General features: G+C 61.7%; 30 protein-coding genes. 19 read left to right on the top strand and 11 right to left on the bottom strand.

The genetic code is table 11. The features are described from left to right. A complete protein-coding gene (locus tag A462_RS16770) occupies positions 1–318 on the top strand; it encodes a hypothetical protein (RefSeq protein ID WP_032899360.1) in 318 nt (105 codons plus the stop codon). A gap of 51 nt (positions 319–369) precedes the next feature. Here the strand turns inward: A462_RS16770 and A462_RS16775 are convergent, their stop codons facing one another. Then, positions 370–828, bottom strand: coding sequence for a GNAT family N-acetyltransferase (locus A462_RS16775; RefSeq protein ID WP_008435066.1), 459 nt, complete (start codon positions 826–828; stop codon positions 370–372). 92 nt (positions 829–920) lie between these two features. Here A462_RS16775 and arr point away from each other — a divergent pair, with 92 nt between their 5' ends. From arr to A462_RS16800, 5 genes are all read left to right on the top strand, one after another. After that, on the top strand, positions 921–1,337 hold the full coding sequence (gene arr, locus A462_RS16780; protein ID WP_023658807.1) for an NAD(+)--rifampin ADP-ribosyltransferase: 417 nt from the start codon (positions 921–923) through the stop codon (positions 1,335–1,337). 71 nt (positions 1,338–1,408) lie between these two features. Then, complete coding sequence (locus A462_RS16785) at positions 1,409–1,615, top strand: DUF1737 domain-containing protein (protein ID WP_008435062.1); 207 nt, start codon at positions 1,409–1,411, stop codon at positions 1,613–1,615. Between the two features lie 48 nt (positions 1,616–1,663). Then, complete coding sequence (locus A462_RS16790; protein WP_008435061.1) at positions 1,664–2,032, top strand: VOC family protein; 369 nt, start codon at positions 1,664–1,666, stop codon at positions 2,030–2,032. 104 nt (positions 2,033–2,136) lie between these two features. Further along, positions 2,137–2,559 carry a hypothetical protein gene (locus A462_RS16795; RefSeq protein WP_003207738.1) on the top strand — a complete coding sequence of 141 codons (423 nt, stop codon included), beginning with the start codon at positions 2,137–2,139 and terminating at the stop codon, positions 2,557–2,559. Between the two features lie 132 nt (positions 2,560–2,691). Then, a complete protein-coding gene (locus A462_RS16800) occupies positions 2,692–3,093 on the top strand; it encodes a TonB family protein (protein WP_003207740.1) in 402 nt (133 codons plus the stop codon). Between the two features lie 138 nt (positions 3,094–3,231). On the opposite strand, the gene deoC is transcribed toward A462_RS16800, so the two are convergent. Further along, positions 3,232–3,912 (bottom strand): deoxyribose-phosphate aldolase, encoded by a 681-nt coding sequence (gene deoC / locus A462_RS16805; protein WP_003207741.1) that lies wholly within the window; start codon positions 3,910–3,912, stop codon positions 3,232–3,234. A gap of 143 nt (positions 3,913–4,055) precedes the next feature. Between deoC and deoR the strand changes: the two genes are divergently transcribed. The 10 genes from deoR (at position 4,056) to A462_RS16855 (ending at position 13,998) form a co-directional block, all read left to right on the top strand. Beyond that, positions 4,056–4,814 carry a DNA-binding transcriptional repressor DeoR gene (gene deoR, locus A462_RS16810; RefSeq protein WP_008435058.1) on the top strand — a complete coding sequence of 253 codons (759 nt, stop codon included), beginning with the start codon at positions 4,056–4,058 and terminating at the stop codon, positions 4,812–4,814. Between the two features lie 171 nt (positions 4,815–4,985). Next, positions 4,986–5,960 (top strand): substrate-binding domain-containing protein, encoded by a 975-nt coding sequence (locus tag A462_RS16815; RefSeq protein WP_003207745.1) that lies wholly within the window; start codon positions 4,986–4,988, stop codon positions 5,958–5,960. Positions 5,961–6,053: 93 nt separating this feature from the next. Beyond that, positions 6,054–7,070 carry a galactitol-1-phosphate 5-dehydrogenase gene (locus A462_RS16820; RefSeq protein WP_023658808.1) on the top strand — a complete coding sequence of 339 codons (1,017 nt, stop codon included), beginning with the start codon at positions 6,054–6,056 and terminating at the stop codon, positions 7,068–7,070. 93 nt (positions 7,071–7,163) lie between these two features. Next, positions 7,164–8,684 carry an FGGY-family carbohydrate kinase gene (locus tag A462_RS16825; protein WP_008435055.1) on the top strand — a complete coding sequence of 507 codons (1,521 nt, stop codon included), beginning with the start codon at positions 7,164–7,166 and terminating at the stop codon, positions 8,682–8,684. Next, positions 8,681–9,667, top strand: coding sequence for a sugar-binding transcriptional regulator (locus A462_RS16830; protein ID WP_008435053.1), 987 nt, complete (start codon positions 8,681–8,683; stop codon positions 9,665–9,667). Before A462_RS16825 ends, A462_RS16830 begins: the two co-directional genes overlap by 4 nt. Further along, positions 9,660–11,156, top strand: coding sequence for a sugar ABC transporter ATP-binding protein (locus tag A462_RS16835; protein WP_003207752.1), 1,497 nt, complete (start codon positions 9,660–9,662; stop codon positions 11,154–11,156). The genes A462_RS16830 and A462_RS16835 overlap by 8 nt, the downstream gene beginning before the upstream one ends. Then, the gene (locus A462_RS16840) at positions 11,153–12,181 is read left to right on the top strand and encodes an ABC transporter permease (RefSeq protein WP_003207754.1); all 1,029 of its coding nucleotides are present in this window, start codon (positions 11,153–11,155) and stop codon (positions 12,179–12,181) included. Before A462_RS16835 ends, A462_RS16840 begins: the two co-directional genes overlap by 4 nt. A 10-nt stretch (positions 12,182–12,191) precedes the next feature. After that, positions 12,192–12,875: an HAD-IA family hydrolase gene (locus tag A462_RS16845; RefSeq protein WP_008435051.1), complete on the top strand. Its 684-nt coding sequence runs from the start codon at positions 12,192–12,194 to the stop codon at positions 12,873–12,875. 87 nt (positions 12,876–12,962) lie between these two features. Continuing rightward, positions 12,963–13,154 (top strand): hypothetical protein, encoded by a 192-nt coding sequence (locus A462_RS16850; RefSeq protein ID WP_023658809.1) that lies wholly within the window; start codon positions 12,963–12,965, stop codon positions 13,152–13,154. Between the two features lie 208 nt (positions 13,155–13,362). Continuing rightward, positions 13,363–13,998, top strand: coding sequence for a LysE family translocator (locus A462_RS16855; protein WP_008435048.1), 636 nt, complete (start codon positions 13,363–13,365; stop codon positions 13,996–13,998). A gap of 1 nt (position 13,999) precedes the next feature. On the opposite strand, the gene A462_RS16860 is transcribed toward A462_RS16855, so the two are convergent. Further along, positions 14,000–14,284, bottom strand: a complete 285-nt coding sequence (locus A462_RS16860; protein ID WP_003207761.1) for a hypothetical protein — start codon at positions 14,282–14,284, stop codon at positions 14,000–14,002. A 99-nt stretch (positions 14,285–14,383) separates the two neighbouring features. Beyond that, entirely contained in the window at positions 14,384–15,349 is a 966-nt protein-coding gene (locus tag A462_RS16865) for an AraC family transcriptional regulator (protein ID WP_008435046.1), read from the bottom strand. A gap of 100 nt (positions 15,350–15,449) precedes the next feature. Between A462_RS16865 and A462_RS16870 the strand changes: the two genes are divergently transcribed. Beyond that, positions 15,450–16,289 carry an SDR family oxidoreductase gene (locus tag A462_RS16870; protein WP_032899357.1) on the top strand — a complete coding sequence of 280 codons (840 nt, stop codon included), beginning with the start codon at positions 15,450–15,452 and terminating at the stop codon, positions 16,287–16,289. 77 nt (positions 16,290–16,366) lie between these two features. Next, a complete protein-coding gene (locus tag A462_RS16875; RefSeq protein WP_003207766.1) occupies positions 16,367–16,822 on the top strand; it encodes a GFA family protein in 456 nt (151 codons plus the stop codon). A 1-nt stretch (position 16,823) separates the two neighbouring features. On the opposite strand, the gene A462_RS16880 is transcribed toward A462_RS16875, so the two are convergent. Then, entirely contained in the window at positions 16,824–17,351 is a 528-nt protein-coding gene (locus A462_RS16880; RefSeq protein ID WP_008435043.1) for a DinB family protein, read from the bottom strand. 124 nt (positions 17,352–17,475) lie between these two features. On the opposite strand from A462_RS16880, the gene A462_RS16885 reads away from it, so the two are divergent. After that, complete coding sequence (locus A462_RS16885; protein WP_008435042.1) at positions 17,476–18,195, top strand: tellurite resistance TerB family protein; 720 nt, start codon at positions 17,476–17,478, stop codon at positions 18,193–18,195. Between the two features lie 175 nt (positions 18,196–18,370). Here the strand turns inward: A462_RS16885 and A462_RS16890 are convergent, their stop codons facing one another. The 6 genes from A462_RS16890 to A462_RS34880 all read right to left on the bottom strand — a co-directional run. Beyond that, positions 18,371–19,174, bottom strand: a complete 804-nt coding sequence (locus A462_RS16890; RefSeq protein ID WP_008435041.1) for a hypothetical protein — start codon at positions 19,172–19,174, stop codon at positions 18,371–18,373. Between the two features lie 144 nt (positions 19,175–19,318). Then, positions 19,319–19,666 carry a DUF2493 domain-containing protein gene (locus tag A462_RS16895; protein ID WP_003217865.1) on the bottom strand — a complete coding sequence of 116 codons (348 nt, stop codon included), beginning with the start codon at positions 19,664–19,666 and terminating at the stop codon, positions 19,319–19,321. Between the two features lie 31 nt (positions 19,667–19,697). Continuing rightward, positions 19,698–19,901 (bottom strand): hypothetical protein, encoded by a 204-nt coding sequence (locus tag A462_RS16900; protein WP_238544234.1) that lies wholly within the window; start codon positions 19,899–19,901, stop codon positions 19,698–19,700. Between the two features lie 59 nt (positions 19,902–19,960). Beyond that, positions 19,961–22,675 carry a magnesium-translocating P-type ATPase gene (gene mgtA, locus A462_RS16905; RefSeq protein ID WP_008435039.1) on the bottom strand — a complete coding sequence of 905 codons (2,715 nt, stop codon included), beginning with the start codon at positions 22,673–22,675 and terminating at the stop codon, positions 19,961–19,963. 246 nt (positions 22,676–22,921) lie between these two features. After that, positions 22,922–23,215, bottom strand: coding sequence for a hypothetical protein (locus tag A462_RS33385; protein ID WP_003219143.1), 294 nt, complete (start codon positions 23,213–23,215; stop codon positions 22,922–22,924). A 272-nt stretch (positions 23,216–23,487) separates the two neighbouring features. Next, positions 23,488–23,773: hypothetical protein (locus tag A462_RS34880; protein ID WP_238544233.1), on the bottom strand; the 286-nt coding region annotated here is incomplete at its 5' end.

Genomic DNA, 23,773 nt, shown 5'->3' with positions numbered 1-23,773 from the left:
ATGGTGGTGGGGGAGTTTTGTGCAATCTACAGCGAGGTGGTAACCGCCAGGCTTGCCCAGACAGGGCATGGTTCATGGGAGGCGTTCGTCCTTCCCGTTGTGCTGATGTGTTTTGCCGGGCTTTGCCTGTTGGGTGCGTATTGGCTGGGGTACGTGGCGGTCGGTGATATCTGGGTCGTCACCGTGGTCTCAGTCACCTCCCTGTTGCTGCTTGAGCCCGTGGTGGTCTGGGCGCTGTTCCATGAAGCACCAGGGCGTGGCGCACTCATCGGGTTTGTCCTCGGCGCCTTGGGCATGCTTGCTACTGTATTGCTTTGACTCCGCCCTCTGGCCCGGCAATCAAACGCCGGGCCAGCTCGCCTCAAATGGTCACAGCTTCATCTTGAAGCCTGTGTGGGTTGGCAAGAACCCCAGGGACTCATAAAACCTATGAGCATCTGGCCGCGTACGATCACAGGTAAGCTGGATCAGTTGGCAGTGGCGCTGACGTGCTTGCTCAAACGACCATTCGAAGAATTGCCGGCCCAATCCGCTCCCACGCATTCGCTCGTGCACGCGGACGGCTTCGATTTGAGCTCGCCATGCGCCCCGATGAGAAATATTCGGAATGAAAGAAAGTTGGAGAGTACCGACCACCTCTTCACCAGCCACAGCGACGGCAAGAAACTGGTTCGGGTCTGCGTCGATGGCCTCAAACGCTCGTGTGTAGGAACTCTGAAGCGGAAGACTGCTATCTTCTCGAACAGCCCCCAGGGAGTCATTTGCCAGCAGCAAAACAATGAAAGGCAAGTCGTCGATACTGGCGCGTCGTATGGTCAGATTCGTCACAACGGTTTCCTGAGGTGCGGTGGTATAGAGGAACCCAGCCGATGGGGGCATTCGCATCCAAACATAACATTCATCTACGGAGCAACGAGCCCATGTCAAATACCGCTGGCATGTTCATCCGTCAGTTCTTTCACGGTACCCGGGCCGACCTGGAGCCGGGCGATCTGATCCGCGTCGGCTACCCGTCCAACTTTACAGAAGGTAAAGCACTGTCCTGGGTTTACTTTGCGGGCACGCTGGATGCCGCCATCTGGGGGGCTGAGCTGGCGCTCGGCAGTGGGCGGGAACGGATTTATGTTGTGGAGCCAACGGGGGCAATCATGGATGACCCCAACGTGACGGATAAGAAGTTTCCCGGCAATCCCACGCTTTCCTATCGCTCCACTGACCCTTTGCGCGTCGTGGCGGAGGTCACGAAATGGCACGGGCATCCGCCTGAACGGTTGCAGCAGATGAAGGACAATCTCGCGCGCTTGAAGGCCGAGGGTCGCGACGTGATCATTGACTGATATCATCGGGCACAAGCCGGCGTCACCCGATCGTCAAGTGGCTTTCCTTAACTGTTCCAGCAGGTGCTCCCATGCAGAATTCCCCTCCTGAAGGCCTACCTACCTATCGGATCCTGACAGGCAAGGACGATGCCTCCTTCTGTCACCGGGTCTCTGAAGCGCTTGCGCTGGGTTACCAGCTTTACGGCTCGCCAGCGGCAACCTTCAATGGCGAGTACGTGGTGGTGGCACAGGCTGTGGTTTGGAACGCCGATAACAACACTACTGTCAGGAACTGACGCGGGCTTGAATTAAGGTGAGTTCTCTCACTCCTGTCAGGTCAAATGATGAAATTCTCGTCTGTTCGTCTCGTTACCAACCACTTTGAACGGCTCGTTCAGTTCTATCACAACCTCTCGACTGTCGAGCCAAGGCACCTGGCTGACGGGTTCGCTGAAATTCACCTCGACGGCGTCGTCTTGGCCATAGCCGATGAGCGCCTGGTCCGCCTTCACAACGATGGACTGGCAGTCGCCGCCAGCAACCGTTCGGCGATCCTGGAGTTTCAAGTGGACGATGTGGAGGCCGTCCTGCTGCGTATCGGTCGGGCTGACGTGGTGATGCCGGTGACGGTCATGCCATGGGGCAACACTTCGGTATTGCTGCGTGATCCGGATGGAAGCCTGGTCAACGTCTTTTCGAGACCTTGCCGCTGAATCGGTCCGCTGTTGTCGCCAGGTTCGGTAGGGTCGATAACGGGTTAAAGTAATCAGCTTAAGCGCCGATCAATTAACATCGATACCGGAATTGGATATTTGACATGATCACTAACGTCAGCAGTCTCGCTTCAGTACCCGCCAACCCAAGCCCGGCCAGCGTCAGCGATAGCTCCAAGACCGAAGACTCTGGAACCCTGAGTCTCAACCCGGACACGGGTGCCAAAAGTGCGCCCGCTGCAGGTGGCGGCCAGGCGGCATCCACGTCGCAGGAGTCCGACACCGTCAAGGCGCTGAAAAAGCAGATTGCGGAGTTGCAAAAGCAGCTTCAAGAGCAGCAGCAAAACATGCAAAAGGCCCAAGCCAGCAATCAAAGCGCAGACGCCAAAGCGGCCGCCGTGGCTGCCGCCCAGGCGCAGATTGCCGCAACGGCAGCTGCATTGCAGTCTGCGTCTTCGGCGTTGTTGCAGGCACTGACTTCCGACGGTGGAAGCGGTACCGGTTCCATCGTCAGTACCACCGCCTGAGAGGCAGATTTGGTTTTCCACAAGAAGCATTCGTGTACCCACGGGCCATTCTGTTCGACCTGGATAACACGCTGACGCACCGAGCCTTGATTAGCCTCACCTTGCACACCAAACGTCAACGGAACTGCGTTTATGAAATACAGCTGGATCGCACTTGTCTTACTGCTTTGTGCCTGCACGAGCGGCCCCACCCGGGAACAACTGGCAGAACAACGCTTATGGGAATACCAGTTGCTCACTCACCTCAATCACTTCAAGTCGTACCCCGAAGAAGCTCGCCTGCAAGGATTGACCGGCCTGGTCAGGGTTGAATTCGTGGTCGACGCCAAAGGCAACCTGATACGCCACAAAGTCATCAGCCATACAGGTTCGGATCTGTTCGTCAGCGCCGTGGAGAGATTCGTTCCGGCGGCGTCGCCAGTGCCTGCGCCTCCACCCTCAATGCTGCTCAAAGGCGAAATTCAAGTGGTAGCCCCGTTTGTATTCTGCCTGGAGGGCGTGGCCTGCGCCGGCTCACCGCCACGCCGGCTGTAGATGACCTGCGGATAAATTCCGGGCAAAGAAAAGCCCGCGATGGGGAGCGCGGGCTTAAAGGTTTTCACCAGGAGCTGAGATGACCATAGGCGCCCGACTGTGAAAGGGTTGTGAAAGGGCGCCAGCGCTGCACTCAACTCAGTAGGCGCCCGCGGCCGCCTTTGCGCCGCTGACGATGGCGATCCCGGAGCTGCTGCCCAGGCGCGTAGCACCGGCTTCGATCATCGCCTGGGCCGTCGCCAGGTCGCGCACGCCGCCCGACGCTTTCACGCCTATCTGCGCCCCCACCACGCCGCGCATCAGGCGCACATCCGCCAATGTCGCGCCGCCATGGCCGAAACCGGTGGAGGTCTTGACGAACGCCACGTTCAGCTCGCGGCACAGGCTGCAGGCATGGGTTTTCTGCTGGTCATCGAGCAGGCCGGTCTCGAGGATGACTTTCAGCGGTACCGCGCCGCAGGCCGCCAGCACCTGGGCAATATCGTCGCGTACCTGGTCCAGCAGGCCATCCTTCAGCCAGCCGATGTTCAGCACCATGTCGATCTCGCCTGCACCGGCCTCGATCGCAAGCTTTGCCTCATAAGCCTTGGCCGCACTCAAGCCCGCACCCAGGGGGAAGCCGACGACGGCACAGACCAACGGCGCGGCGTCGCGCAGGCATTCGGCGGCCAGCGGCACGTTGGCGCTGTTGACGCACACGGACTTGAAGCCATGCTCGCGGGCCTCGGCGCACAGTTGGCGAATGCTCGCCTGGGAAGCATCGGCGGCCAGCAGGGTGTGGTCGATATAGGCCGCGAGCGGCAACGGGTCAGTCGGCATGGCAAGTGTCCTGTAAGGATGAGGTGCTGGGAAAAGGCGGTTTGTGTTAAGTTGGATGCATTAAATGTGAAATAAATAACATTGTAAATGGAATTTGTGACTGCCCTGATCAAGGGCACGCATTCAACGAGGGTTGGAACGCAGTGGATTCAAAGAAAAGCGAAAGATTTCGGGCCATGCACAAGGCCTTGCAGGGCGAGTCGGCGATTCACTTGCGTGACATGGCCGCATTGCTGGGCGTATCGGAAATGACCCTGCGCCGCGACCTGGCAGACAGCCCCCAGGGCCTGCGCCTGTTGGGCGGGCACGTAACCCGCAGCGGGCCGCCGGAGCCCGATTACCAGGTCGCCGAACAGGACCAGCGCCACGTCGCCGAGAAGCGTCAGATCGGCGTGCTGGCCGCCAGCCTGGTGCGCCCCGGCGACACGGTGTTTATCGATTGCGGCACCACCACGCCGTTCATTATCGAGGCGTTGCCGGATGACCTGGAGTTCACCGCGCTGTGCAATTCCCTCAACGTATTGCTCAAGCTCCAGCAAAAGCCCCACTGCACCATCATCCTCTGCGGTGGCACCTTTCATCGGCGCAACATGGTCTTCGAGAGCCATGCCGAGGCGGGCATCCTGGATGGCATCCGTGTGGCGTGGGCGTTCATTTCCGCGGCCGGCGTCAGCGCCGCCCACGGTGTGACCTGCTACAACCTCAACGAAGTGGAGGTCAAGCGCCGGGTCATGGCGCGGGCGCAGACCTGCGTGCTGGTGGCCGACCACAGCAAGTTCGACGAAGTACGTGCGGCACACTTTGCCGAGCTATCGGACTTCCAGCGGGTGATCAGCGACCCCGGGCTCGAGGCGGCACAGCAGCAGGTGATCAGGGACAGCGGGGCGATCCTGCTGATCTGACTCAAACAGCATTGTGATTTTTATTTCATTTGTTCGGAATTTAACAAATTGGCCTTGACACTCTCGGGAGCAAGGCATAGTTTTTCAAATGTGATCGCGGTTCACATTTGTGAGCACGGCCTCCCTGAAGGCCGTGCCCGAATCCTGACAACAATAAAAATAGGAATCACCATGCTCCAGATAGCCCGTAAACCTGTTCATGTGCTGGCCCTTGCACTGGCTGTCGCGGCCTCGGCGCTGGCGCTGAACGCCCAGGCCAAGGATCTGAAGATCGGTTTCAGCCAGGTCACCCTGCAATCTCCCTTCTACGTACAACTGCGCGACGGCGCCAAGGCTGCAGCGGCCAAGGGCGGCGACGAGCTGATCTTCCTCGACGCCAACGGCGATATCAGCAAGCAGAACAACGATATCCAGGACCTGCTGACCCGCAAGGTCGACATCCTCATCATCAATGCTGTGAACCCCGATGCCGTGGGCGCGGCCCTCGACGCCGCCAAACGCGCCAAGGTGCCGGTGATTGCCGTCGACCGCGCAATCAATGCCCCGGTCGCCACCACCATTGGCCGTAACAATGCCGAGATGGGCGAGCTGTCCGGCAAGGCGCTGCTCGCCGCGCTCAAGCAGCGCGGCGTGACCAAGGGCAAGATCATCGAGATTCAGGGCGACGCCGGCGGTACGGTGATGAAAGAACGCCGCAAGGGCTTCCACACCGCTTTGGCCGGCACCGACTTCAAGATCATCGACGGCCCCTACAGCGAGTACATGCGCGCCAACGCAGTCACGGCAATGCAGGATTTGCTGCAAGCGCACCCGGACCTCAAGGCGGTGATCGCGCATAACGACGACATGGCCATGGGCGCGCTGCAAGTGCTCACCGAAAGCGGCAAGAAAGACGTCCTCGTGGCCGGGATCGACGGCTTGTCTGAGGCCTTGAATGCCATCCAGAGCGGCGATCAATACGTGGCCACCGCCCTCAACGACCCACGCTACCTGGGCGAGGTCGCCATCGAGGCGGCGCGGGCCCTGGCGGCCGGCAAGTCGGTGCCGAACTTTGTCGACGCCGGCACCCAGGTGGTGACCAAGGCCAACGTGGCCGAGGTCAAGCATGACTCTACCTTCGGCGAATACCGCCCCGGCGCGCTCTGACGGATCTGCGCCGCCACGCTATGGATTTTTGCGGGCACCTCTTGCGGGAGGTGCCTGTTCGAACGCACTCGTCACTCAACAGAGGAATTCACTGTGAAAGCTGCCGTCATGTACCAACCGGGCGATATCCGGGTCGAAGATGTTCCAAAACCTGCGGTCAAGGCCGGCCACGCGCTGGTTCGGGTCGCCGCCTGCGGCGTGTGCGGCTCGGATATCCCGCGCATGCTGAGCAAGGGCGCCCATGTGATGCCGCTGATTTGCGGCCATGAATTCGCAGGCTTTATCGAAGAGATCGGCAGCGGTGTCGAAGGCTATGCCATCGGCGAACTGGTGACAGTGCCGCCGATGATCCCGGACGTCAGCAGCGACCAATATGCCCGAGGCTTTCCGTCCCGCTCGGAGCGCTACGATTACTTCGGCAGCCGCCGCGACGGCGCGTATGCCGAGTACGTCAATGTGCCCCTGAGCAACCTGATCAAGGTGCCCCAAGGCATGGACCCGATTGCCGCGTCCCTGGTGGACCCGGCGGCGATTGCCCTGCATGCGATCTGGAAAGCCGACTTCAAGGCCGGGCAGAGCGGGGCAGTGGTAGGCTGCGGGCCGATCGGCCTGTTTGCGATCCAGTGGCTGCGGATCATGGGGGCCAAGGACATCGTCGCCATCGACATCGCCGAAGAGAAACTCGCCATGGCCCGCGAAGCCGGCGCCACCCACACCCTGCTCAGCGGCGCGGCGGATGCCGAGTTGCCCCGTTGCCAACTGGTGATTGAAGCGGCAGGCCATCCCAGCTCGATCAACCAGGCCGTGCAACTGACCAAGGCTGGCGGGCATGTGGTGTTTATCGGCATTCCCACCAGTGACGTGGCCCTCAGCACTGCGACGTTCTCGCACTTCCTGCGCCAGGAAATCTCCCTGCACGGCGCCTGGAACTCGTTCTCGGCACCGTTCCCGGGCGATGAGTGGACGGCCTCCATCGACAAGCTGGCTTCCGGTGAATTGCAGTGGCAGTTCATGATTACCCACGACTTGCCGCTGGATGAATTGCCGGCGATGTTCAAGCGCTATGCCGATCGCAGCGAAGTCGCGGCCAAGGTAATTTTCCGTCCCTGAGCCGCGTCAGCTGTGTGTCGCCAAGCCCGACGACGCTGTGCGTTGCCGGGCTTAAAACAAAAAGCGTTGTTACAAGACGCAGGAGAACTACCGATGACCTTGTTGTTGGGACTGGATTTCGGAACAGGTGGGGTGCGGGCTGGTTTGTATGACCTGCACAGCCACAAACTGGTACACGTCGCCGAGGCGCCGTATGCCACGCAATACCCGCAGTTGGGTTGGGCCGAGCAGGCGCCGGCGGACTGGTGGTCGGCGCTGGGCAAGGCCTGCCGGCAGTTGATGGCCCAGGCCGGGCACCCGCAGGTGGCGGCGGTGTGCGTCGCCACCACAGCCTCCACCGTGGTGGTTGCCCAGGCGGACGGCCAACCCCTGGCCCCGGCGTTGTTATGGATGGATTGCCGCGCCGCTGCCGAGTCGGCGCGCACCGCCCACGTCAGCCACCCGATGATGACCCAGGGCGGTGACGCGGTGGAATGGCTGGTGCCCAAGGCCATGTGGCTGGCCGAGCACGAGCCTCAGGTTTACCAGCGCGCCGAGCGTATTTGCGAGGCCGTGGACTGGATCAACTTTCAGTTGACCGGGCGCTGGGTCGCCTCCCAATTGAATGCCAGTTGCAAGTGGAATTACGACACCTTGCAGCAGCGTTTTCCGGTGGAATTGTACGCCGAACTGGGCGTGCCTGAACTGGCGCAAAAACTCCCTCAGGAAGTGATCAAGGTTGGTGGCCGGATCGGCCCATTGAGCGCCGATGCCGCCAATCATCTGGGCCTGAGCCGCGACACGCTGGTGGCCCAGGGCGGAATCGACGCCCACATGGCAATGCTCAGTGCCGGCACCACTGGCGCCGGCGAGCTGTTGTTTATCGGTGGTACCTCGGTGGTGCAACTGATGCACACCCCGCAACGCATCGACGTACCGGGCATCTGGGGCCCGTACCCCGGCGCCTTGCTCGACGGCCAATGGTTGATGGAAGGCGGGCAAGTCTCCGCCGGTTCGATCCTCAACTGGCTGGCGCAAAAGATGTTCGGCCTCGACGATGCCGGGCACCAGCGCCTGATCCGCCAGGCCGCAGAACTGCAGCCCGGCTCCACCGGCTTGCTGGTGCTCGATTACTGGATGGGCAACCGTACACCGTACCGCTCACCGGACATGCGCGGCGCGATCATGGGCCTGTCGCTGAACCATGACCGGCATGACCTGTACCGCGCCTCGGTGGAAGCGATTGCCCTGGGCTCGGCGAACATCTTTCACACCTGGCGCTCCGAGGGCATCGAGATCACCCGGGTGGTCGCCGCCGGTGGTTTCCAGAAGAACCCGTTATGGTTGCAGGCCACGGTGGATGCCACCGGTGTGCCGTTCGAAATGGTGCCCCACGACAACCTCACCCTGATCGGCACCGCCGCCGCTGCCGCCTGCGCCCTCGGCGAGTTCGGCACCTTGCAGGAAGCCGCTACCGACTTCACCACCATCGGCCGGCTGATCGAGCCCGACCCTTACGCCCACGAGCAATACATCGAGCTGTTGGGCCGCTACCGCGCCGCCACCGACAGCGTCGCGCCCATCAGTTGCAAGCCACCGGCGAACCGCACGCTCGGCGTAAGGCCGGCAGCATGAGCGCCCATCCTGAAGAAACGTTTGCCACGCGGTTGTCGGCCGATTCCCAGCGTGATGACTTGATGGTCCAGGTGGCCAAGCTGTATTACGACCTGGAAAAGACCCAAAGCGATATCTCCCGGGAGACCGGCCTGACCCGCTGGCAAGTCAGCCGCTTGCTGCGCGAGGCGCGGGATTGCGGGGTGGTGCGCATCGATATCGTCGCCCGCTCGGCGCGCTTGCCGCAGCTGGAAGTGGCTTTGCAACGGCGTTTCGGCCTGCGTGAAGCATTGGTGCTGGATGTGGAAGATGCCGACACCGCGCTGAACGTGGTGACCCAGGCCGCCGCCCGTTACCTGTGCAACTTGCAGCCGATGCCGGCGCTGATCGGCGTGTCGTGGGGCCGCACCCTGACCAAAATGGCCCAGTGGCTGGTGCCGCGCTGGAACGAGGGGGTCAACGTGGTGCTGCTGAACGGCGCGATCAATACCCGTTCGATGGGCGAGTCCAGCCATAACGTCGCCGAGCGCTTCGCCCAGGCTGCCCGTGGCCAGGCCACGTTGCTGCCGGTGCCGGCGATTCTCGGGCATGCGCATACCCGCGAGGCGCTGGAGCAGGACCCGGTGATCGCCCAGGTATTGCGCCTCGGGCAACAGGCGCCGGTGGCGTGTTTCAGCCTGGGGGAGTTGTCTGATCATTCGGTGTTGATGGAGTCGGGTTACATCGACCGGCCATTGCTCGAAGAGCTGGAACGCCTGGGCGCCGTCGGCGACATCATGGGCCGCTTTATCGGCATGGACGGTGAACCGGTGATGCTCGAACTCGACGCCCGCACCCTGGGCCTGCCGTTGGCCGCCTTGCGCGACAAGGCCTGGTCCATTGCCGTGTGCGTCGGCGCGCAGAAGCACCGCATCGTCCACGCCAGCGTCAAGGCCGGCTATGTCAATGTGCTGGCCACCGACGCGGCCACCGCCCGCTATTTGCTGGAGCAGGATCATGAGTGAGTTGGCCCTGGATATCCGTCATGTCAGCAAGCGTTTTCCGCCCAATGTGGTGGCGCTGACCGATGCCTCCCTCGACGTTCGGCCCGGTGAGGTGCATTGCCTGCTGGGTGCCAATGGCGCGGGCAAAAGTACCCTGTTGAAAATCGTCGCCGGCGCCCATCGCCCGGATGGCGGCGAGATGTCGGTGGCGGGCCGGCGGGTGGAACTGAAGAATCCGCAACAGGCGCGCCAGGCCGGGATCGCGATGATCTATCAGGAGCTCGACCTGATCCCGCAGATGACCGTCGAAGAGAACCTGATGCTCGGCTATGCGCCCCAGCGCTTCGGGATTATTTCCCGGGGCAAGCGCAGTGCGTTGGCCAAGGCCGCACTGTTGCGGGTCGGGGCCAACTTCTCGAGTTCCGACCGGGTGGGCAGCCTGTCGATTGCCAACCAGCAATTGGCGGCCATCGCCCGGGCACTGACCTGTGAGGCCCGGCTGGTGGTGATGGATGAGCCTTCGGCGGCGCTGAACGAGACCGAACTCAAGCGGGTGTTCCAGGTGATTCGCGAGATCACTGCGGCGGGTGTGGCGGTGCTGTATGTCAGCCACCGCTTGAATGAAATTCGCGAGATCGGCGACCGGGTCACGGTGCTGCGTGCCGGGCGAACCCTGCAAACCCACGAGCTGGCGCAGATCGACGACCAGGCGCTGATCGCCGCCGTGGTCGGCGAGCACCGCGACCTGCTGGAACGCAGCCCGCGTCAGGCGCCGCGGGACAACCTGGCGCTGAATATTCGCCGGCTGCAAGGCGAGCAGGGCCTGGACGTGCAGGGGCTGGAAGTGCGTCAAGGCGAAATTGTCGGGCTTGCCGGGCTTAACGGGGCAGGGCGCAGCACGTTGCTCAAAGCCTTGTTTGGCGTGGGGCGCAACGACAGCGATGTTGAACTGTTTGGCCAGCCTTATCAGCCGCAAACCTCGCGCCAGGCGATCCGCCAGGGCGTCGGGTTGGTGCCGGAAAACCGCAAGACCGAAGGCCTGCTGCTGGATGCGCCGATCTACCGCAATGCCTGCCTGGTGCACACCCGGCACTTGAACTGGTTTTCCCATCGCCAGGCCAAGGACCGCGCCGGCCCGGTGCTGCAGCGCTTGCAGACCAAGCTCGACAACCTTGAGCAACCGGTACGCCAGCTCTCCGGCGGCAATCAACAGAAGGTGGTCATGGCCAAGTGGGTGATCGACGGCGCGCGCCTGTTGCTGCTGGACGAGCCCAGTCGTGGCCTGGATGTCGGCGCCAAGGCCGACCTGTATGCCCTGGCCCGCAGCCTGGCGCAGGAAGGGGCGGCGGTGCTGGTCGCCAGCAGCGAGCTGGACGAGTTGTACGTCAATTGCGACCGCATCTGGGTGATGCATGAGGGGCGCAACGCGCTGTGTTTCGACCCCTTGACTGCCAGTCGCGACCAGATCGACCAGGCCATCCTTATCGGTAGAACGAGTGTAGAACCATGACTATTGCAAGCAACCCAAGCCCGGTTTTCGATAAGCCCGTCACCCTCACCAGCCGCCGTCGCAGTGCGGTGCTGGAGTGGGTGATGCGCTACAACTTCGTGTTCATTTTCCTGTTTGCGGTGGTGGTAGCGACGTTCCTGTCGGACGACTTCCTGACCTTCGGCAACATCGCCAACCTGTTCCAGCAGGGGGCGATTGTCGGGATCATCGCCATCGGCATGACCTTCGTTATCCTTACGGCCAATATCGACCTGTCGGTGGGCAGCCTGTGTGCCTTCGGCGGGATCCTGGTGGCGGTGCTCCTGCAGCAGCAGGTCAGCGGCTGGCTGGCGGTGCCGGCCACGTTGCTGGTGGGACTGGCCATCGGCACCTTGATGGGCAGCCTCACGGTGTTTGGCAAGGTGCCGAGTTTTATCATCACCCTGGCCGGGCTGGTGTCGCTGCGCGGGGCCACCTTCCTGGCATCCGACGGTGCGCCGATTGGCGGATTGCCGGCCAGCTTCACCTCGTTCGGCTCGGCCATGATCGACATCTGGCCCAGCGCTGGCATTGCGTTTCCGGTGCTGGGGCTGATCTTTATCCTGATCACCGTCATCGCCTGGCTGGTGCTGCGCTACACGGTGTTTGGCGAGTATGTGCTGGCCACCGGCGGCAACCTGGAGGCTGCGCGGCTGTCCGGCGTGCCGGTGCGGGCGGTGACGATTGCGGTGTTCGCCATCTGCGGCGGCCTGGCAGCATTCGCCGGCTTGTTGATGACCTCACGCCTGCACGTCGGCCAACCGACCGCTGCCCAGGGCCTGGAACTGGATGCAATTGCCGCCGTGGTGCTGGGGGGCACCAGCCTGTTCGGCGGGCGCGGCAGCGTGGTAGGCACGGCGGTGGCGGTGATGCTGCTGCAGGTGTTGCGCAATATCTTCAACCTGCTGGGGCTGGGCTCGTTCTACCAGATGGCGATCACCGGGGTGATCATCGTGCTGGCGATTTTGCTCAACCGCTTGATCGACCATTACGCCGGGCGCACCTGAGGACACCGTGATGAATGCACCGCTACCCGCGCCGATCAAGGCCGTGATCTTCGACATGGACGGCCTGCTGCTCGACACCGAAGGCATCTACACCGAAGTCACCCAGCTGATTGCCGACCGCTACGGCCGCACCTTTGACTGGAGCATGAAGCAGAACACCATCGGCCTGGGGGCTTATGAACTGGCCAGCTATATCGTGCAGGCCGTGGGCCTGCCGATGAGCCCCGAGACGTTCTTGCAGGAACGCACACCATTGATGAATGCGCGGTTCCCCCAGGCGGCGGCCATGGCCGGGGCCCAGGCGCTGGTGCGGCATTTGTCGGCCCACGGTGTGCCGATTGCGGTGGGTACCAGTTCGTCGCGGCACTATTTCGAACTGAAAACCACCTTGCACCGCGACTGGTTCTGCTTGTTCGATGCCATCGTCACCGCCGATGACCCTCAGGTAGGCGCTGCCAAGCCGGCGCCGGATATCTTCCTGGTGGCCGCCCAGCGACTGGGAGTGACGCCCGCTGAATGCCTGGTGTTCGAGGATTCGCCATTCGGTATCACTGCGGCCAAGGCGGCCGGCATGTACGCCGTGGCCATCCCGGACCCGGCGATGCCGCAGGAGAAGTTCCTGCATGCGGATGGAAGACTGCTGAGCCTGGAGGCGTTTGACCTCGCGCGATGGGGGTTGCCAGCCTACCGCTGACTCGACGTCCGGTAGGCTGCCTCGTCGTCAGCGGGTGTATGGTAGACCGGGCAAACACCTGGATTATCTCTGGAGAGAGAGGTGACTATGAGCACTCCCATGCTGAACAAGCTGCATCTCAACGGTTATGACATCGTGCAGGTCAACAGCGGCCCGTGGCGCGTCTGTACCAAGGCTGATCGCCTGGCATCCTTCGGTTCCCGTGAGCAGGCGCTGGCGTATGCCGCTGCGCTGCCGGGGTACAAGGCCAGGTCGAGGCCGGTGGCCAATGATGCATGAGCCCTCAACAGCCTCGGTCAATCCGGGGCTTTTTATTGGGTCTCGCTTGAGCAATACATAAACGGTGGCGAGGGAACTTGCTCCCGCTGGAGTGCGAAGCGCTCCCAGGATTTTGGGGCCGCTACGCAGCCCAACGGGAGCAAGCTCCCTCGCCACACAGAGGATATGGTGGGATGATTCGCAGCTGATCAGCCCGTAGGAACCTGTCATGTCCCTGGCAACCTTATTTCTGTTCGTCATGATGAGCGCCGCGATTATCGCGATACCTGGCCCGACGGTTCTGTTGGCCCTGCAAAATGGTTCGCGTCATGGTTTGCAGGCGGCGTTCTGGGGCATGGCCGGGGCGGTGTTGGCCGACGCTTTGCTGGTGACGGCGGTGGCGTGTGGCCTGGGATTGCTGCTCGCGGCCAGCGAAGGGTTGTTTCAGGCGCTGAAATGGATCGGTTCGGCGTACCTCATCTGGATCGGCTGGCAGATGTTGCGATCACCCCAGGCGGCGTTGCCATCGGTGGGCGAAGGTGAGGACGGCGGCACCCGCTCGGCGAGTATTTTCACCCGCAGTTTCCTGGTGGCGATTTCCAATCCCAAGGCGTTGTTGTTCATGTCGGCATTCCTGCCGCAATTCGTCGACAGCACCCAGGCGCAACTGCCGCAGTACGCGTGCCTGTTGCTGGCGCTGTGCGTGCTCAATGTCAGCATCATGATGTTCTACGCGGTATGCGGGGCACGCTTGCTCAGTCGCTTGCGGCCCGCACATTTGCAGCATTTCAATCGCGGGGCGGGTGGGTTGTTGATGACGATGGGCGTGCTGTTGGCCGCTTACCGTCGTGCCCCGGCTGCGTAACTTAAACGAATGGCTGGCCGTGGAACCCGCGTGGCAGGCGCTGACGGCCTGGCAGGTCGGTCAGGCGCTGGGTCCAGGCACTGCGCCAGTCACCGGCGGCATGGGCGGTTTTGGACTTGCGCGCGGCACGCCGAGCGGCGTTGCGTTGGGTGCGGCGGGCTTCCTTGAAGACTTCGGTGTTACGGCAGGTACGGCACTTGACCCGATTCAGCTCGGTGCTGGAAGGGAGGTTGTTGCCGTGATGACCGCAGGCAAGATGCCCGGCGACCTTGAAGTGAATGACCATGTAAGCGTCTCCTTCTTGGGGGATGCGTCGCATCGGTAATCTGCTGATGCGCGCGGGCAGGGCGGGGCAGCCATTGGCTGATGTTCACCGCTCTGTCTTTTATGACAGTTCGCTGCCCCATGCGTTCGTTTGAGGGTATTGCGCCTCCGTCGACACCCGTAGCGCCTGCTGGTAATGCAACGGCGAGCGGCCGATCTCACGTTTGAAGGCATGGCTGAATGCGCTCTGGGAGTTGTAGCCCAGCGAGAGCGCGAGCTCGATCAACGAGCGTTTGCCCTCAGCCAGCGCCCGCGCTGCCAGACGCATGCGCCACTGGGTGAGGTAGGCCATCGGCGAGACCCCGGCGACGTCCTTGAAGTAGGCCGCAAAGCTGGCTCGCGACATTGCACACGCCTTGGCCAGTACCTCCAACGGCCTGGTTTCGCCCGGCTCGCCATGGATAAGGCGCAGCGCCGGCGCCAGGCGTTTGTCGGTCATGGCGCGCAGCCAACTGCCGGACAGCGGCGGTGCGGTTTCGAAATGCAAACGCAGAATTTCGATGAACATTAGGTGCGCCAGTTGCGATGAGGCCACTGCTGCACCCGGACGATCATGCTCCCGTTCACGCACCAGTTGATTGAGCAACCAATGCAGTGTTTCGAGCGCATGGGTCCTGGCATTCAAATGGATGAAGGGCGCCAGTGCTGCACGTAGCAGGTGTTCGGAGTCAGGGCTGAGTTCCACCTTGCCGCCAATCATGAAGAACTCATCCCCATCGCCGTGATACGCCAGGGCACCCACTCGCTTGTCGAGGATCTGTTGCAAATCCACCGGTGTTGCACTCAGGTCACTGGCCATGACATGGGGCCTTTCGGCCGACAGTAGAAACACATCGCCTTCGTTTACCGCAATGGGCGTGCTTTCGCCTTTGATCTTCAGCCAGCACGTCCCTCGCAACACGCCCCAGAACTTCAATTGGGTAGCCGGTGGAAAGGCGATCGCCCAGCGTCCGCCCGCCACCAGGCCGCCGGACATCACGGAGCGGGCTTGCATGAAGGTGAGCAACTCGGAAAATGGATCAGTCATGATTTAGACGATTGCTTATAAAAATTGGAGTCTAGCGCATTCATCGTCTAGGTCGGATGGATATGCTGGGGTCTCCAACGTCACTACAGAGGGTTTGATCATGACATCACGCACTTGGTTGATCACCGGAGCCAACAGTGGCTTTGGACGCGAGATGACCGAGCAATTATTGGCACGGGGGGAGCGCGTTGCGGGCACGGTCCGGGATTTGGCGAGCATGGCGGACCTGCGAGCGCTTCATGGCGAAAGGCTGTGGCTGGCCGAGTTGGATCTGACTGATACCCCGGCGATTCGCCGGGTGGTCGATCAGGCATTCAAGGCGCTGGGGTCCATTGAGGTGGTGGTCAGTAACGCAGGCTACGGCCTTTTCGGCGCCGCAGAAGAGATGACCGATCAGCAGATCGAGCATCAATTGGGTACCAACCTGCTGGGTTCCATTCAATTGTTGCGCGCCGCGCTGCCCCACCTCAGGGCCCAGGGTGGCGGGCGGATCCTGCAACTGTCCACCATGGGCGGGCAGGCCGTTTTCCCGGGTGGTTCGCTGTACCATGCGAGCAAGTGGGGAATTGAAGGCTTTGTCGACGCCTTGGGCGAGGAAGTGGCTTGTTTCAACATCGGCTGCACCCTCATCGAACCCGGTAGCGCCCGCACCGGTTTTCGCTACCGCAGCGCGCAACTGGCGCCACGCCTGGAAGACTACGACCGTTCTCCTTCCAGCCACGCACGGCGGATGATCGAAGGCGGCACGACGGTGTCGTCGGGTGACCCGGCCAAGATGGTTGCGATCATGCTTGCCAGCGTCGACCAGCACCCTGCGCCCAAGCGCATTGCCTTGGGGCCAGACGCCTACACCGTGATGCACAAGCAGCTCAGCGACCGTCTGGCAGCACTGGAAGCGCAAAAGGACCTGGCATTTTCGACGGACTTCTTTGTGCCGTAACGAAACCGGCATTGCTGTTCGCGACGCACCCGCTCGTTTATCCTCCGGTCACACACACAATGTGACTGGAGTGGAAGATGAGCAATCAAGAGTCCCAGGAAGGCGGCTGCCGTTGTGACCGGGTGCGTTTTACCGTGACCGAAAAACCATTGATCACCATGGCGTGCCACTGCACCGGGTGCCAGAAGATGTCATCCAGCGCGTTCTCGCTGAGCGCGCTGATCCCCAGCCACGGATTCACCATCACCCAGGGCAACCCGGTGATCGGCGGGTTGCATGGCGTAGACCGCCACTACTGCTGCCCCCACTGCATGAGTTGGATGTTTTCCCGCCCCAATGGCGTGGAAGATCTGATCAACCTGCGCCCCACCATGCTGGATGACGCCAGCGGCTATGTGCCATTCATTGAAACCTGGACCAGTGAAAAGCTGCCGTGGGCGACTACCCCGGCGCAGCACAGCTTTGCGCAGCTCCCGGAGAGGGAGAATTTCCCCGCGCTGATACAGGCGTACGCCGAGTACAGCGGCGGTTGAACTAGTCCATCAGCGCCAGCAGGTCGGTGTCGCCCACGTCGCGCCCGGCCTGGGTCAGCAGCGTTGTCACCTGGCCCCGGTGGTGGGTCTGGTGATTGAAGAAGTGTACGAGCAGTGCATGAAAATTCTTGTTCATGGGCGTGCCCGCCATGTTGTGGTACTGCAGGGGCTGATCCAGGTCCGGCTCACTGATCGACTGCACCCAGTCGATGATGAGCTGGTCGAGCCAGGCGCGGTGGGCCGACAGTTCACGGATATCGGCGAAGGCCAGTTGATTCAGGCGTGGCGGCAACCCCAACGCGTCTAACGGTACCAGCGCGGCAAAGCCTGCTGGATGCTCGGCGAAACGCTTGAGCCAGACGCGATCACCCAGGGCGAGGTGGTTCAGCGTGCCAAGGATCGACCCGAAGAACGCGCCACGGTCGGCAATCAAGTCTTCGTCGCTCAGGCCGCCGGCCGCTCCATACACCTTGCGGTTCATCCACTGGTTATAGGTCGCCATCAAGGCAATCTGCTCGGTACGGGTCACGTGAGGTTCCTCGATGGGGGGCGCGTCGCCATGATAATGCGAGCCTGCCGGGCGGTCATGGTGTTCTCGCGCAGCGCAGCTATTGTTGTTGATCTGGAACTCTGCGCCCTGGGAGGGTGACACCATGAATACCGGCGATCTACTGGAACAATTGCTGCGGGCGGGCCAGGCCTCGTCCAGCCAGCAGGGCGGCGCTGCACCCGGGTCTCAGGGCGGGCTCGGTGGTTTGGGCGGCTTGCTTGGCGGTTTGCTGGGCGGCAGCGGTGCTTCGGCTTCCGGCGGTGGCGGCCTTGGTGGCTTGCTCGGTGGCCTGGGCGGCATGCTCGGCGGAACCCGTGCGGCGCCTCAGGGGCGCACCGGCGGCACCAACTACGCGGCGCTGGCGTCGTTGGGGATGATGGCGTTCCAGGCGTATCAGGCCTGGCAGCGGCAACAGGCGTCGGCGCCGCAGCAGGCGTTGCAGACGGTTGACCAGTTGTCTGGCGCGCAGGTCGAAGAACACAGCCACGCCGTGCTGCGTGCATTGATCGCGGCAGCCAAGGCGGATGGCGAGATTGATGAGCGGGAGCAGCAGATGATCTCGGCCGAGATCGGCAAGCACACCGATGATCCGCAATTGCAGGCGTGGCTGGATGCCGAGGTGGCCAAGCCGCTGAATGCGGCGGATTTTGCCGAGTTTGCCGGCGACCCGGCGGTGGCGTCGGAGGTGTACCTGGTCAGTGTGCTGCTGGTGGATGACCAGCGGGACGCGGAGCGCAATTATCTGGATGAGCTGGCGGCGCAGTTGAAGATTGATCCTGCGTTGCAGGTGCATCTGGAGCAGCAGGCCAAGGGGCAGGTTTAAATCGCTATTTACGGTCATACCAAACCTGTGGCGAGGGAGCTTGCTGTGGCGAGGGAGCTTGCTCCCGCTGGGCTGCGTAGCGGCCCCGGAATCTTTGGGAGCGCTTCGCACTCCAGCGGGAGCAAGCTCCCTCGCCACAGCAAGCTCCCTCGCCACTGGGATCATCGTCTGCGGGTTAGAACCGCAGTGTGGCCCCCGTCGTGAGCCATTGATGCTGATCCCCGATCAAACTGCGTCCTACCACCAGGTCCACGTCCACATTCTTGCCGATATGCACCCTCGGCCCGGCTTGCCAGGCCTGGTCACCGCCTTGTTGGCCGTAGCGTTCGGCGATCAGTGTCAGTGAGTCCATCAGGCTGTATTCAAACCCGGAGCCCCAGGTCGGCCGATGGGTCTGGTCGCCGTCGTTATAGGCATGGCTCCAGCCGGCGTTGAAGTTAAGCCGCAGGGCCTCCATGGGCTGCCAGGTAAACGGCACATTCAAGTCCGCGCCATCAAACGAGTGCTGGCGGTTCAGCGCGTAATGTACGCCGGCAGACGCGGCCAGTTCCAGGCCCAGGTCTTCCCGGGCCCACAACTGCGCCTTGAGCTGCGGATTCACTTGGGTTTCGCCGTCGCCATCATGGTTGGCCCGGGACACGGCGGCAGTCCACTGCAACCAAGGAATGGCAGCGGAGGTGCAGGCCGGCGCCAGGGTTTCACTGTGGGTTGAGCCCGCGTGCCGGTTGGCGGTGAACCAGGCGTCGACATTGCATTCGCCTGGGGCGTTGATTGCGCCGTCGTCGACCACGTAGGAGCCGCCTGCCGCATGGGCATTCGACATCAGGCTGAGCACCAGCACGATGCCCGCGGTCACGCCGACGAAAATCAGGTTGCGCCGCACTGCCCGAAGCTTGGAGGCGGGCAGGGGATGGAAGGTAACGTGGGTGGTGCGGTTGCGGTATTTGGCGAAACCGTCAGGGGTGTGTTTCTTGTACATGGTGAACCTCGATCAACAGCCGGTGGCGCGCCCCGACCGGACTTGGCAGGGACGCGCCGTGTTTCAAATAGAAAAAAGTGTGCAACGGGGTACCGCTACAACGGGGTTCTTCGTTCATGCCTGGATACTCCAATAAGGGTTGATTCAGCTGTCTACAGTCAGCACATGGATGCCACTGGCCCTGGCCTGGCTCACCAGTTCCGAGGTGTCGTCGCCACCGGGCAGCGCGATGATCACGTCGGGCCGGCTGTCGGTGAGCATGAACTGGTTGCGATGGCGTTCGGCCTGCTTGCCATGGCGTTGCCAGTTGGGTGGGTAACGCACCACATCCACTCCGGTTTCCCGGGCCCAGTCTTCCACGTCGCTGCCCAGGAACTGGCTGCCACCGTGGATCAACACCTGCACCGGGCGCAGGCGGTGGTAGGCGTCCAGCACCTGGCGGGACATTTTTGTATCGGCGTAATGACGACCTGCACAGATCAAGACGCGCATGGTGATCTTTCCTTGTAGTGCGTATTGCCATTTATCGACGCGGGCGCAGCAAGCGGATGCAGGTGCTGTTCAAGCTGCTGGAAAAACCCAGCATGAAGCGCATTTCCACGGCGCTGAGCACGTTGCGCACGTACAGCCGTACGCCCAGCACCATCACCGCCTTGGCCGCCTGGGCGAGGCCGAACACCAGCAGCGCGCGAGCAGCGTTGTCGAGGTAGCTCATAAGTGTGTTCATTGTCTGTCTCCGCGTGCGCTGGCTATCTACCGATAGCCAGCGCTTTCAGGGGCGGTTGATCAGTACCACTGCTTGAAGCGGCGGATGTAGAGGGTTTTCATCAGTTGTGCCACGCAGCAGTAGGCGACCAGGGTGCCCACCAGCCATGGGAAGTACGCAAGTGGCAGCGGCTCCAGGCCAACCATCGCGCCCAGCGGCGAGAACGGTACGTAGATGCCCAGCCCGATCACGATGCAGGTCATCATCATCACCGGCCATGCGGCGTTGCTCTGGAAGAACGGGATCTTGCGGGTGCGCAGCATGTGCACCACCAGGGTTTGCGAGAGCAGCCCCTCGATGAACCAGCCAGACTGGAACAGGGTCTGCATTTCCACGCTGTTGGCCGAGAACACGTACCACATCAGGGCAAAGGTGGTCATGTCGAAGATCGACGAGGTCGGCCCGATCCAGATCATGAAGCGGCCAATGTTTTTCGCGTCCCACTTGCGTGGCTTGGCCAGGTATTCCTTGTCCATCTTGTCCCACGGCAAGGCCAGCTGGGAGATGTCGTACATCAGGTTTTGCAGCAGCAGGTGGATCGACAGCATTGGCAGGAACGGGATGAACGCACTGGCCACCAGCACCGAGAACACGTTGCCGAAGTTGGAACTGGCGGTCATGTTCAGGTACTTCATGATATTGCCGAAGGTCTCGCGGCCTTTCAGCACGCCTTCTTCCAGCACCATCAGGCTCTTTTCCAGCAGGATGATGTCGGCGGATTCCTTGGCAATGTCCGTCGCGCTGTCCACCGAGATGCCCACGTCGGCATCCCGCAAGGCCGGAGCGTCGTTGATGCCGTCGCCGAGGAAGCCCACGGTATGGCCGTTGGACTGCAAGGTCTTGAGCACCCGCGACTTCTGCAGCGGCGTCAGCTTGGCGAACACCGTGCGCTCCTCGACCCGCAGCTTGAGGGTGGCGTCGTCCATCGCTTCGATTTCCGTCCCCAGCAACGGTACGCCTGGCTCCAGGCCGACCTGGCGGCAGATCTTGCTGGTGACGATGGCGTTGTCGCCGGTGAGCACTTTGACCGCCACGCCAATTTCGCGCAGGGCAGCGATCGCCGGGCCAGCGGTTTCCTTTGGTGGATCAAGGAAGGTCAGGAAGCCACGGATCACCAGGTTGCGCTCATCGGCCGTGGTGTACTGCTTGCGGGCGAGTGCCTGGGGAATGTTGCGGGTGGCCAGCACCAGCACCCGGAAGCCGTCCTCGTTGTAGTCCTGGGCAATCGACAGCAACTCGTTGCGACGCCGATCATCCAGCTCGACGGCCACGTCGCCTTCCATCACGTGGGTGGAAATGCTCAGCATCTCCTCGACCGCACCCTTGCACACCAGCAGGTGATCGTTTTGCGCGTCCTTGACCACGATCGACAGGCGACGGCGAATAAAGTCGAACGGCAACTCATCCACCTTGCTGTAGGCAAACGGCACCTGGAACTTCGGATTCTGCTCGGAGAACTGTACGACCGCCTGGTCCATCAGGTTCTTCATGCCGCTCTGATGATGGCTGTTGAGCCAGGCGAGGGTCAGCACCGAATCATCACGGTTGCCAAAGGCGTTGACGTGGTGCTCGAGGATGATCTTGTCCTGGGTCAGGGTGCCGGTCTTGTCGGTGCACAGCACGTCCATCGAACCGAAGTTCTGGATCGCGTTGAGGCGCTTGACCACCACCTTGCGCTTGGCCATGGCGGTTGCACCCTTGGCCAGGTTGGCGCTGACGATCATCGGCAGCATTTCCGGGGTGAGGCCTACCGCCACTGCCAGGGCGAACAGCAACGCGTCGCTCCAGTCACCCTTGGAGAAGCCGTTGAGGAAGAACACGATCGGCGTCATTACCAGCATGAAGCGGATCAACAGCCAGCTGACGCTGTTCACCCCGCGGTCAAATGCGGTTTGCACCCGGGAGCCGACAATCGCCTTGGCCAACGAGCCAAAGTAGGTACGCGGGCCGGTGGCAACCACCACGGCTTTCGCCCGGCCGCTGACCACGTTGGTGCCCATGAAACAGATGTTCGGCAGGTCCAGCAGGTTGCCCTGGTCGGCCGCCGTGGACGTGGCGGATTTTTGCGTCACATCCCCGAGGGTGTCGTACTTCTCTACCGGCAAGGCTTCGCCGGTCAGCACGGCCTGGCTGATGAACAGGTCACGGGACTCGATCAGGCGGATGTCGGCCGGGATCATGTCGCCGGCAGACAGTTGCACGATATCGCCGGCCACCAGGTCGCGCATCGGCACTTCCCGCAGGGTCGGCTTGGAGCCCACTTGCTCGCGGCGCAACACCGTGGCGGTGGTACGCACCATGGCCTTCAAGGCCTCGGCGGACTTGGCCGAACGATGCTCCTGCCAGAAGCGCAGTAGGCTGCTGAGCATGACCATGGTCATGATAATGATGACCTTGGTCAGGTCGGCTTCTTCACCGGCCTGCAGTGGCAGCCAGTAGTCAGTGAAGAAACTGATGGCGCCGAGGGTCAGCAGCACATAGATGAACGGGTTGTTCAGGGCCTGGAGGAATTGCACGATGGCGTGAGGCGGCTTGTCGTGGGCCACCTCGTTGTAGCCTTCACGTTGCAGGCGAGCAGAGGCATCCAGTTCGGTCAGGCCATCCTTGGTTGCCCGGACATTGGCGAGGGTTGCCGAGAGGCCGTTCTGGGCTTCGCGGGCGGCACGCATCGACAGCTTGGTGTCGGTATCCGTGCCGTTTTTCTTGTGCAGTTTCGGGTTTTTTACTGCGCTCATTGTGTGTACTCCTGTCGCCAATTTTTCGACAAAACATACCCGGTACTTACCTGATGACAGGCGAGCGAAAGCATGCCGAGTCGCTGACTTCGCGATCGGTTTAAATAAGGTGTTGGGTAACTTTCTATGGGCCCGCTAACAGCGCGTTAGTTAACTAGCGCGCAGCGGGCTACTACTGGCTTCGTCCATAGAGAACTCCAGCTAATCAATTAACGGATAATCAGGAAGTTGCTGTTTCCAGCTGGCTTATGCCGCGCGAGCGTCCACGTAGAGGCTCAGCATCAGGCTCGCTTGCGCGACCAGGCTGGAAACGTCCCGTCTCTGTGGGTCTTGAGGGTCGGCGTGATCCCATTGCTGGACCAGGTGGCCGGTGGTGGGGCAGATACGCCAGTGTGCCCGGGGAGTCGGGCACACGCGGGGGGATGAGGTCACAAAGGTGCTGCGGGTAGGGGAAAAGCCTACGGGCTCGCGGCACAATTTGGCGCGCAGGGCGTTAGCCAGCGTACGTAGATCAGGTAAAACAATCAGTTGAAAGGTCATAACACACCTCGGGACCGGACTGGCATCCGGTGAGGCAGTTACGTTGGAGCGTCAGGCTCTAGCGCAGCTTACTCGGCCGGAAAGGCGAGTCCCGTCATTTTTTCTGGGTTTGGCGCCCGATTCGCCGCATTCACGGTGATCGGACAACGACTAGATACTGTGTCCATTGGCTTCTTTTGTGAGGTTGAAAAATGGCCCTGAGTTGCAGGCACGGGGAATTTACTCAGGCAGTTGCCGGATGTCAACGTTTAATGACTTAAATTGTTACTGGTTCAGAGTTTGTTCAGATAGAAGGTTGGGGAAGTTGCAACATCAAGTGTGCTTATTGATAAGTGGCCGGTGTGTGGAAGGTAGGTGAAGTAACAATAGCCGGATAACTTATGCGGGGTTCCGAAGCCTGCGTTCGGCCAGCGTGGTTTAACGGGGCGCCCAAGATCAACAGCAAGAGCACAGCGGCCTACCGGCCGGCTTGAGTGTTGTAGAGCAAAAGCCAAATCAAAAGCTAAAGCGGGCACGGTCCAAATGTGGGAGCGGGCTTGCTCGCGAAGGTCGTTAACG

Origin of the sequence: Pseudomonas sp. Ag1 (assembly GCF_000278565.1) — a bacterium.
Lineage (GTDB): Bacteria > Pseudomonadota > Gammaproteobacteria > Pseudomonadales > Pseudomonadaceae > Aquipseudomonas.
This window is presented reverse-complemented; position numbering and strand designations above follow the sequence as displayed.

What these genes read in the sequence shown, in the direction of transcription:
- A462_RS16890 (WP_008435041.1), bottom strand. Translation starts at nt 19,174, where the DNA reads ATGTACAAGAAACACACCCCTGACGGTTTCGCCAAATACCGCAACCGC.
- A462_RS16840 (WP_003207754.1), top strand. Translation starts at nt 11,153, where the DNA reads ATGACTATTGCAAGCAACCCAAGCCCGGTTTTCGATAAGCCCGTCACC.
- A462_RS16795 (WP_003207738.1), top strand. Translation starts at nt 2,137, where the DNA reads ATGATCACTAACGTCAGCAGTCTCGCTTCAGTACCCGCCAACCCAAGC.
- A462_RS16770 (WP_032899360.1), top strand. Translation starts at nt 1, where the DNA reads ATGGTGGTGGGGGAGTTTTGTGCAATCTACAGCGAGGTGGTAACCGCC.
- A462_RS16800 (WP_003207740.1), top strand. Translation starts at nt 2,692, where the DNA reads ATGAAATACAGCTGGATCGCACTTGTCTTACTGCTTTGTGCCTGCACG.
- A462_RS16830 (WP_008435053.1), top strand. Translation starts at nt 8,681, where the DNA reads ATGAGCGCCCATCCTGAAGAAACGTTTGCCACGCGGTTGTCGGCCGAT.
- A462_RS16825 (WP_008435055.1), top strand. Translation starts at nt 7,164, where the DNA reads ATGACCTTGTTGTTGGGACTGGATTTCGGAACAGGTGGGGTGCGGGCT.
- A462_RS16845 (WP_008435051.1), top strand. Translation starts at nt 12,192, where the DNA reads ATGAATGCACCGCTACCCGCGCCGATCAAGGCCGTGATCTTCGACATG.
- A462_RS16870 (WP_032899357.1), top strand. Translation starts at nt 15,450, where the DNA reads ATGACATCACGCACTTGGTTGATCACCGGAGCCAACAGTGGCTTTGGA.
- mgtA (WP_008435039.1), bottom strand. Translation starts at nt 22,675, where the DNA reads ATGAGCGCAGTAAAAAACCCGAAACTGCACAAGAAAAACGGCACGGAT.
- A462_RS16835 (WP_003207752.1), top strand. Translation starts at nt 9,660, where the DNA reads ATGAGTGAGTTGGCCCTGGATATCCGTCATGTCAGCAAGCGTTTTCCG.
- A462_RS16790 (WP_008435061.1), top strand. Translation starts at nt 1,664, where the DNA reads ATGAAATTCTCGTCTGTTCGTCTCGTTACCAACCACTTTGAACGGCTC.
- A462_RS16900 (WP_238544234.1), bottom strand. Translation starts at nt 19,901, where the DNA reads ATGAACACACTTATGAGCTACCTCGACAACGCTGCTCGCGCGCTGCTG.
- deoC (WP_003207741.1), bottom strand. Translation starts at nt 3,912, where the DNA reads ATGCCGACTGACCCGTTGCCGCTCGCGGCCTATATCGACCACACCCTG.
- A462_RS16855 (WP_008435048.1), top strand. Translation starts at nt 13,363, where the DNA reads ATGTCCCTGGCAACCTTATTTCTGTTCGTCATGATGAGCGCCGCGATT.
- arr (WP_023658807.1), top strand. Translation starts at nt 921, where the DNA reads ATGTCAAATACCGCTGGCATGTTCATCCGTCAGTTCTTTCACGGTACC.
- A462_RS33385 (WP_003219143.1), bottom strand. Translation starts at nt 23,215, where the DNA reads ATGACCTTTCAACTGATTGTTTTACCTGATCTACGTACGCTGGCTAAC.
- A462_RS16815 (WP_003207745.1), top strand. Translation starts at nt 4,986, where the DNA reads ATGCTCCAGATAGCCCGTAAACCTGTTCATGTGCTGGCCCTTGCACTG.
- A462_RS16875 (WP_003207766.1), top strand. Translation starts at nt 16,367, where the DNA reads ATGAGCAATCAAGAGTCCCAGGAAGGCGGCTGCCGTTGTGACCGGGTG.
- A462_RS16785 (WP_008435062.1), top strand. Translation starts at nt 1,409, where the DNA reads ATGCAGAATTCCCCTCCTGAAGGCCTACCTACCTATCGGATCCTGACA.
- A462_RS16860 (WP_003207761.1), bottom strand. Translation starts at nt 14,284, where the DNA reads ATGGTCATTCACTTCAAGGTCGCCGGGCATCTTGCCTGCGGTCATCAC.
- A462_RS16865 (WP_008435046.1), bottom strand. Translation starts at nt 15,349, where the DNA reads ATGACTGATCCATTTTCCGAGTTGCTCACCTTCATGCAAGCCCGCTCC.
- A462_RS16895 (WP_003217865.1), bottom strand. Translation starts at nt 19,666, where the DNA reads ATGCGCGTCTTGATCTGTGCAGGTCGTCATTACGCCGATACAAAAATG.
- A462_RS16885 (WP_008435042.1), top strand. Translation starts at nt 17,476, where the DNA reads ATGAATACCGGCGATCTACTGGAACAATTGCTGCGGGCGGGCCAGGCC.
- A462_RS16850 (WP_023658809.1), top strand. Translation starts at nt 12,963, where the DNA reads ATGAGCACTCCCATGCTGAACAAGCTGCATCTCAACGGTTATGACATC.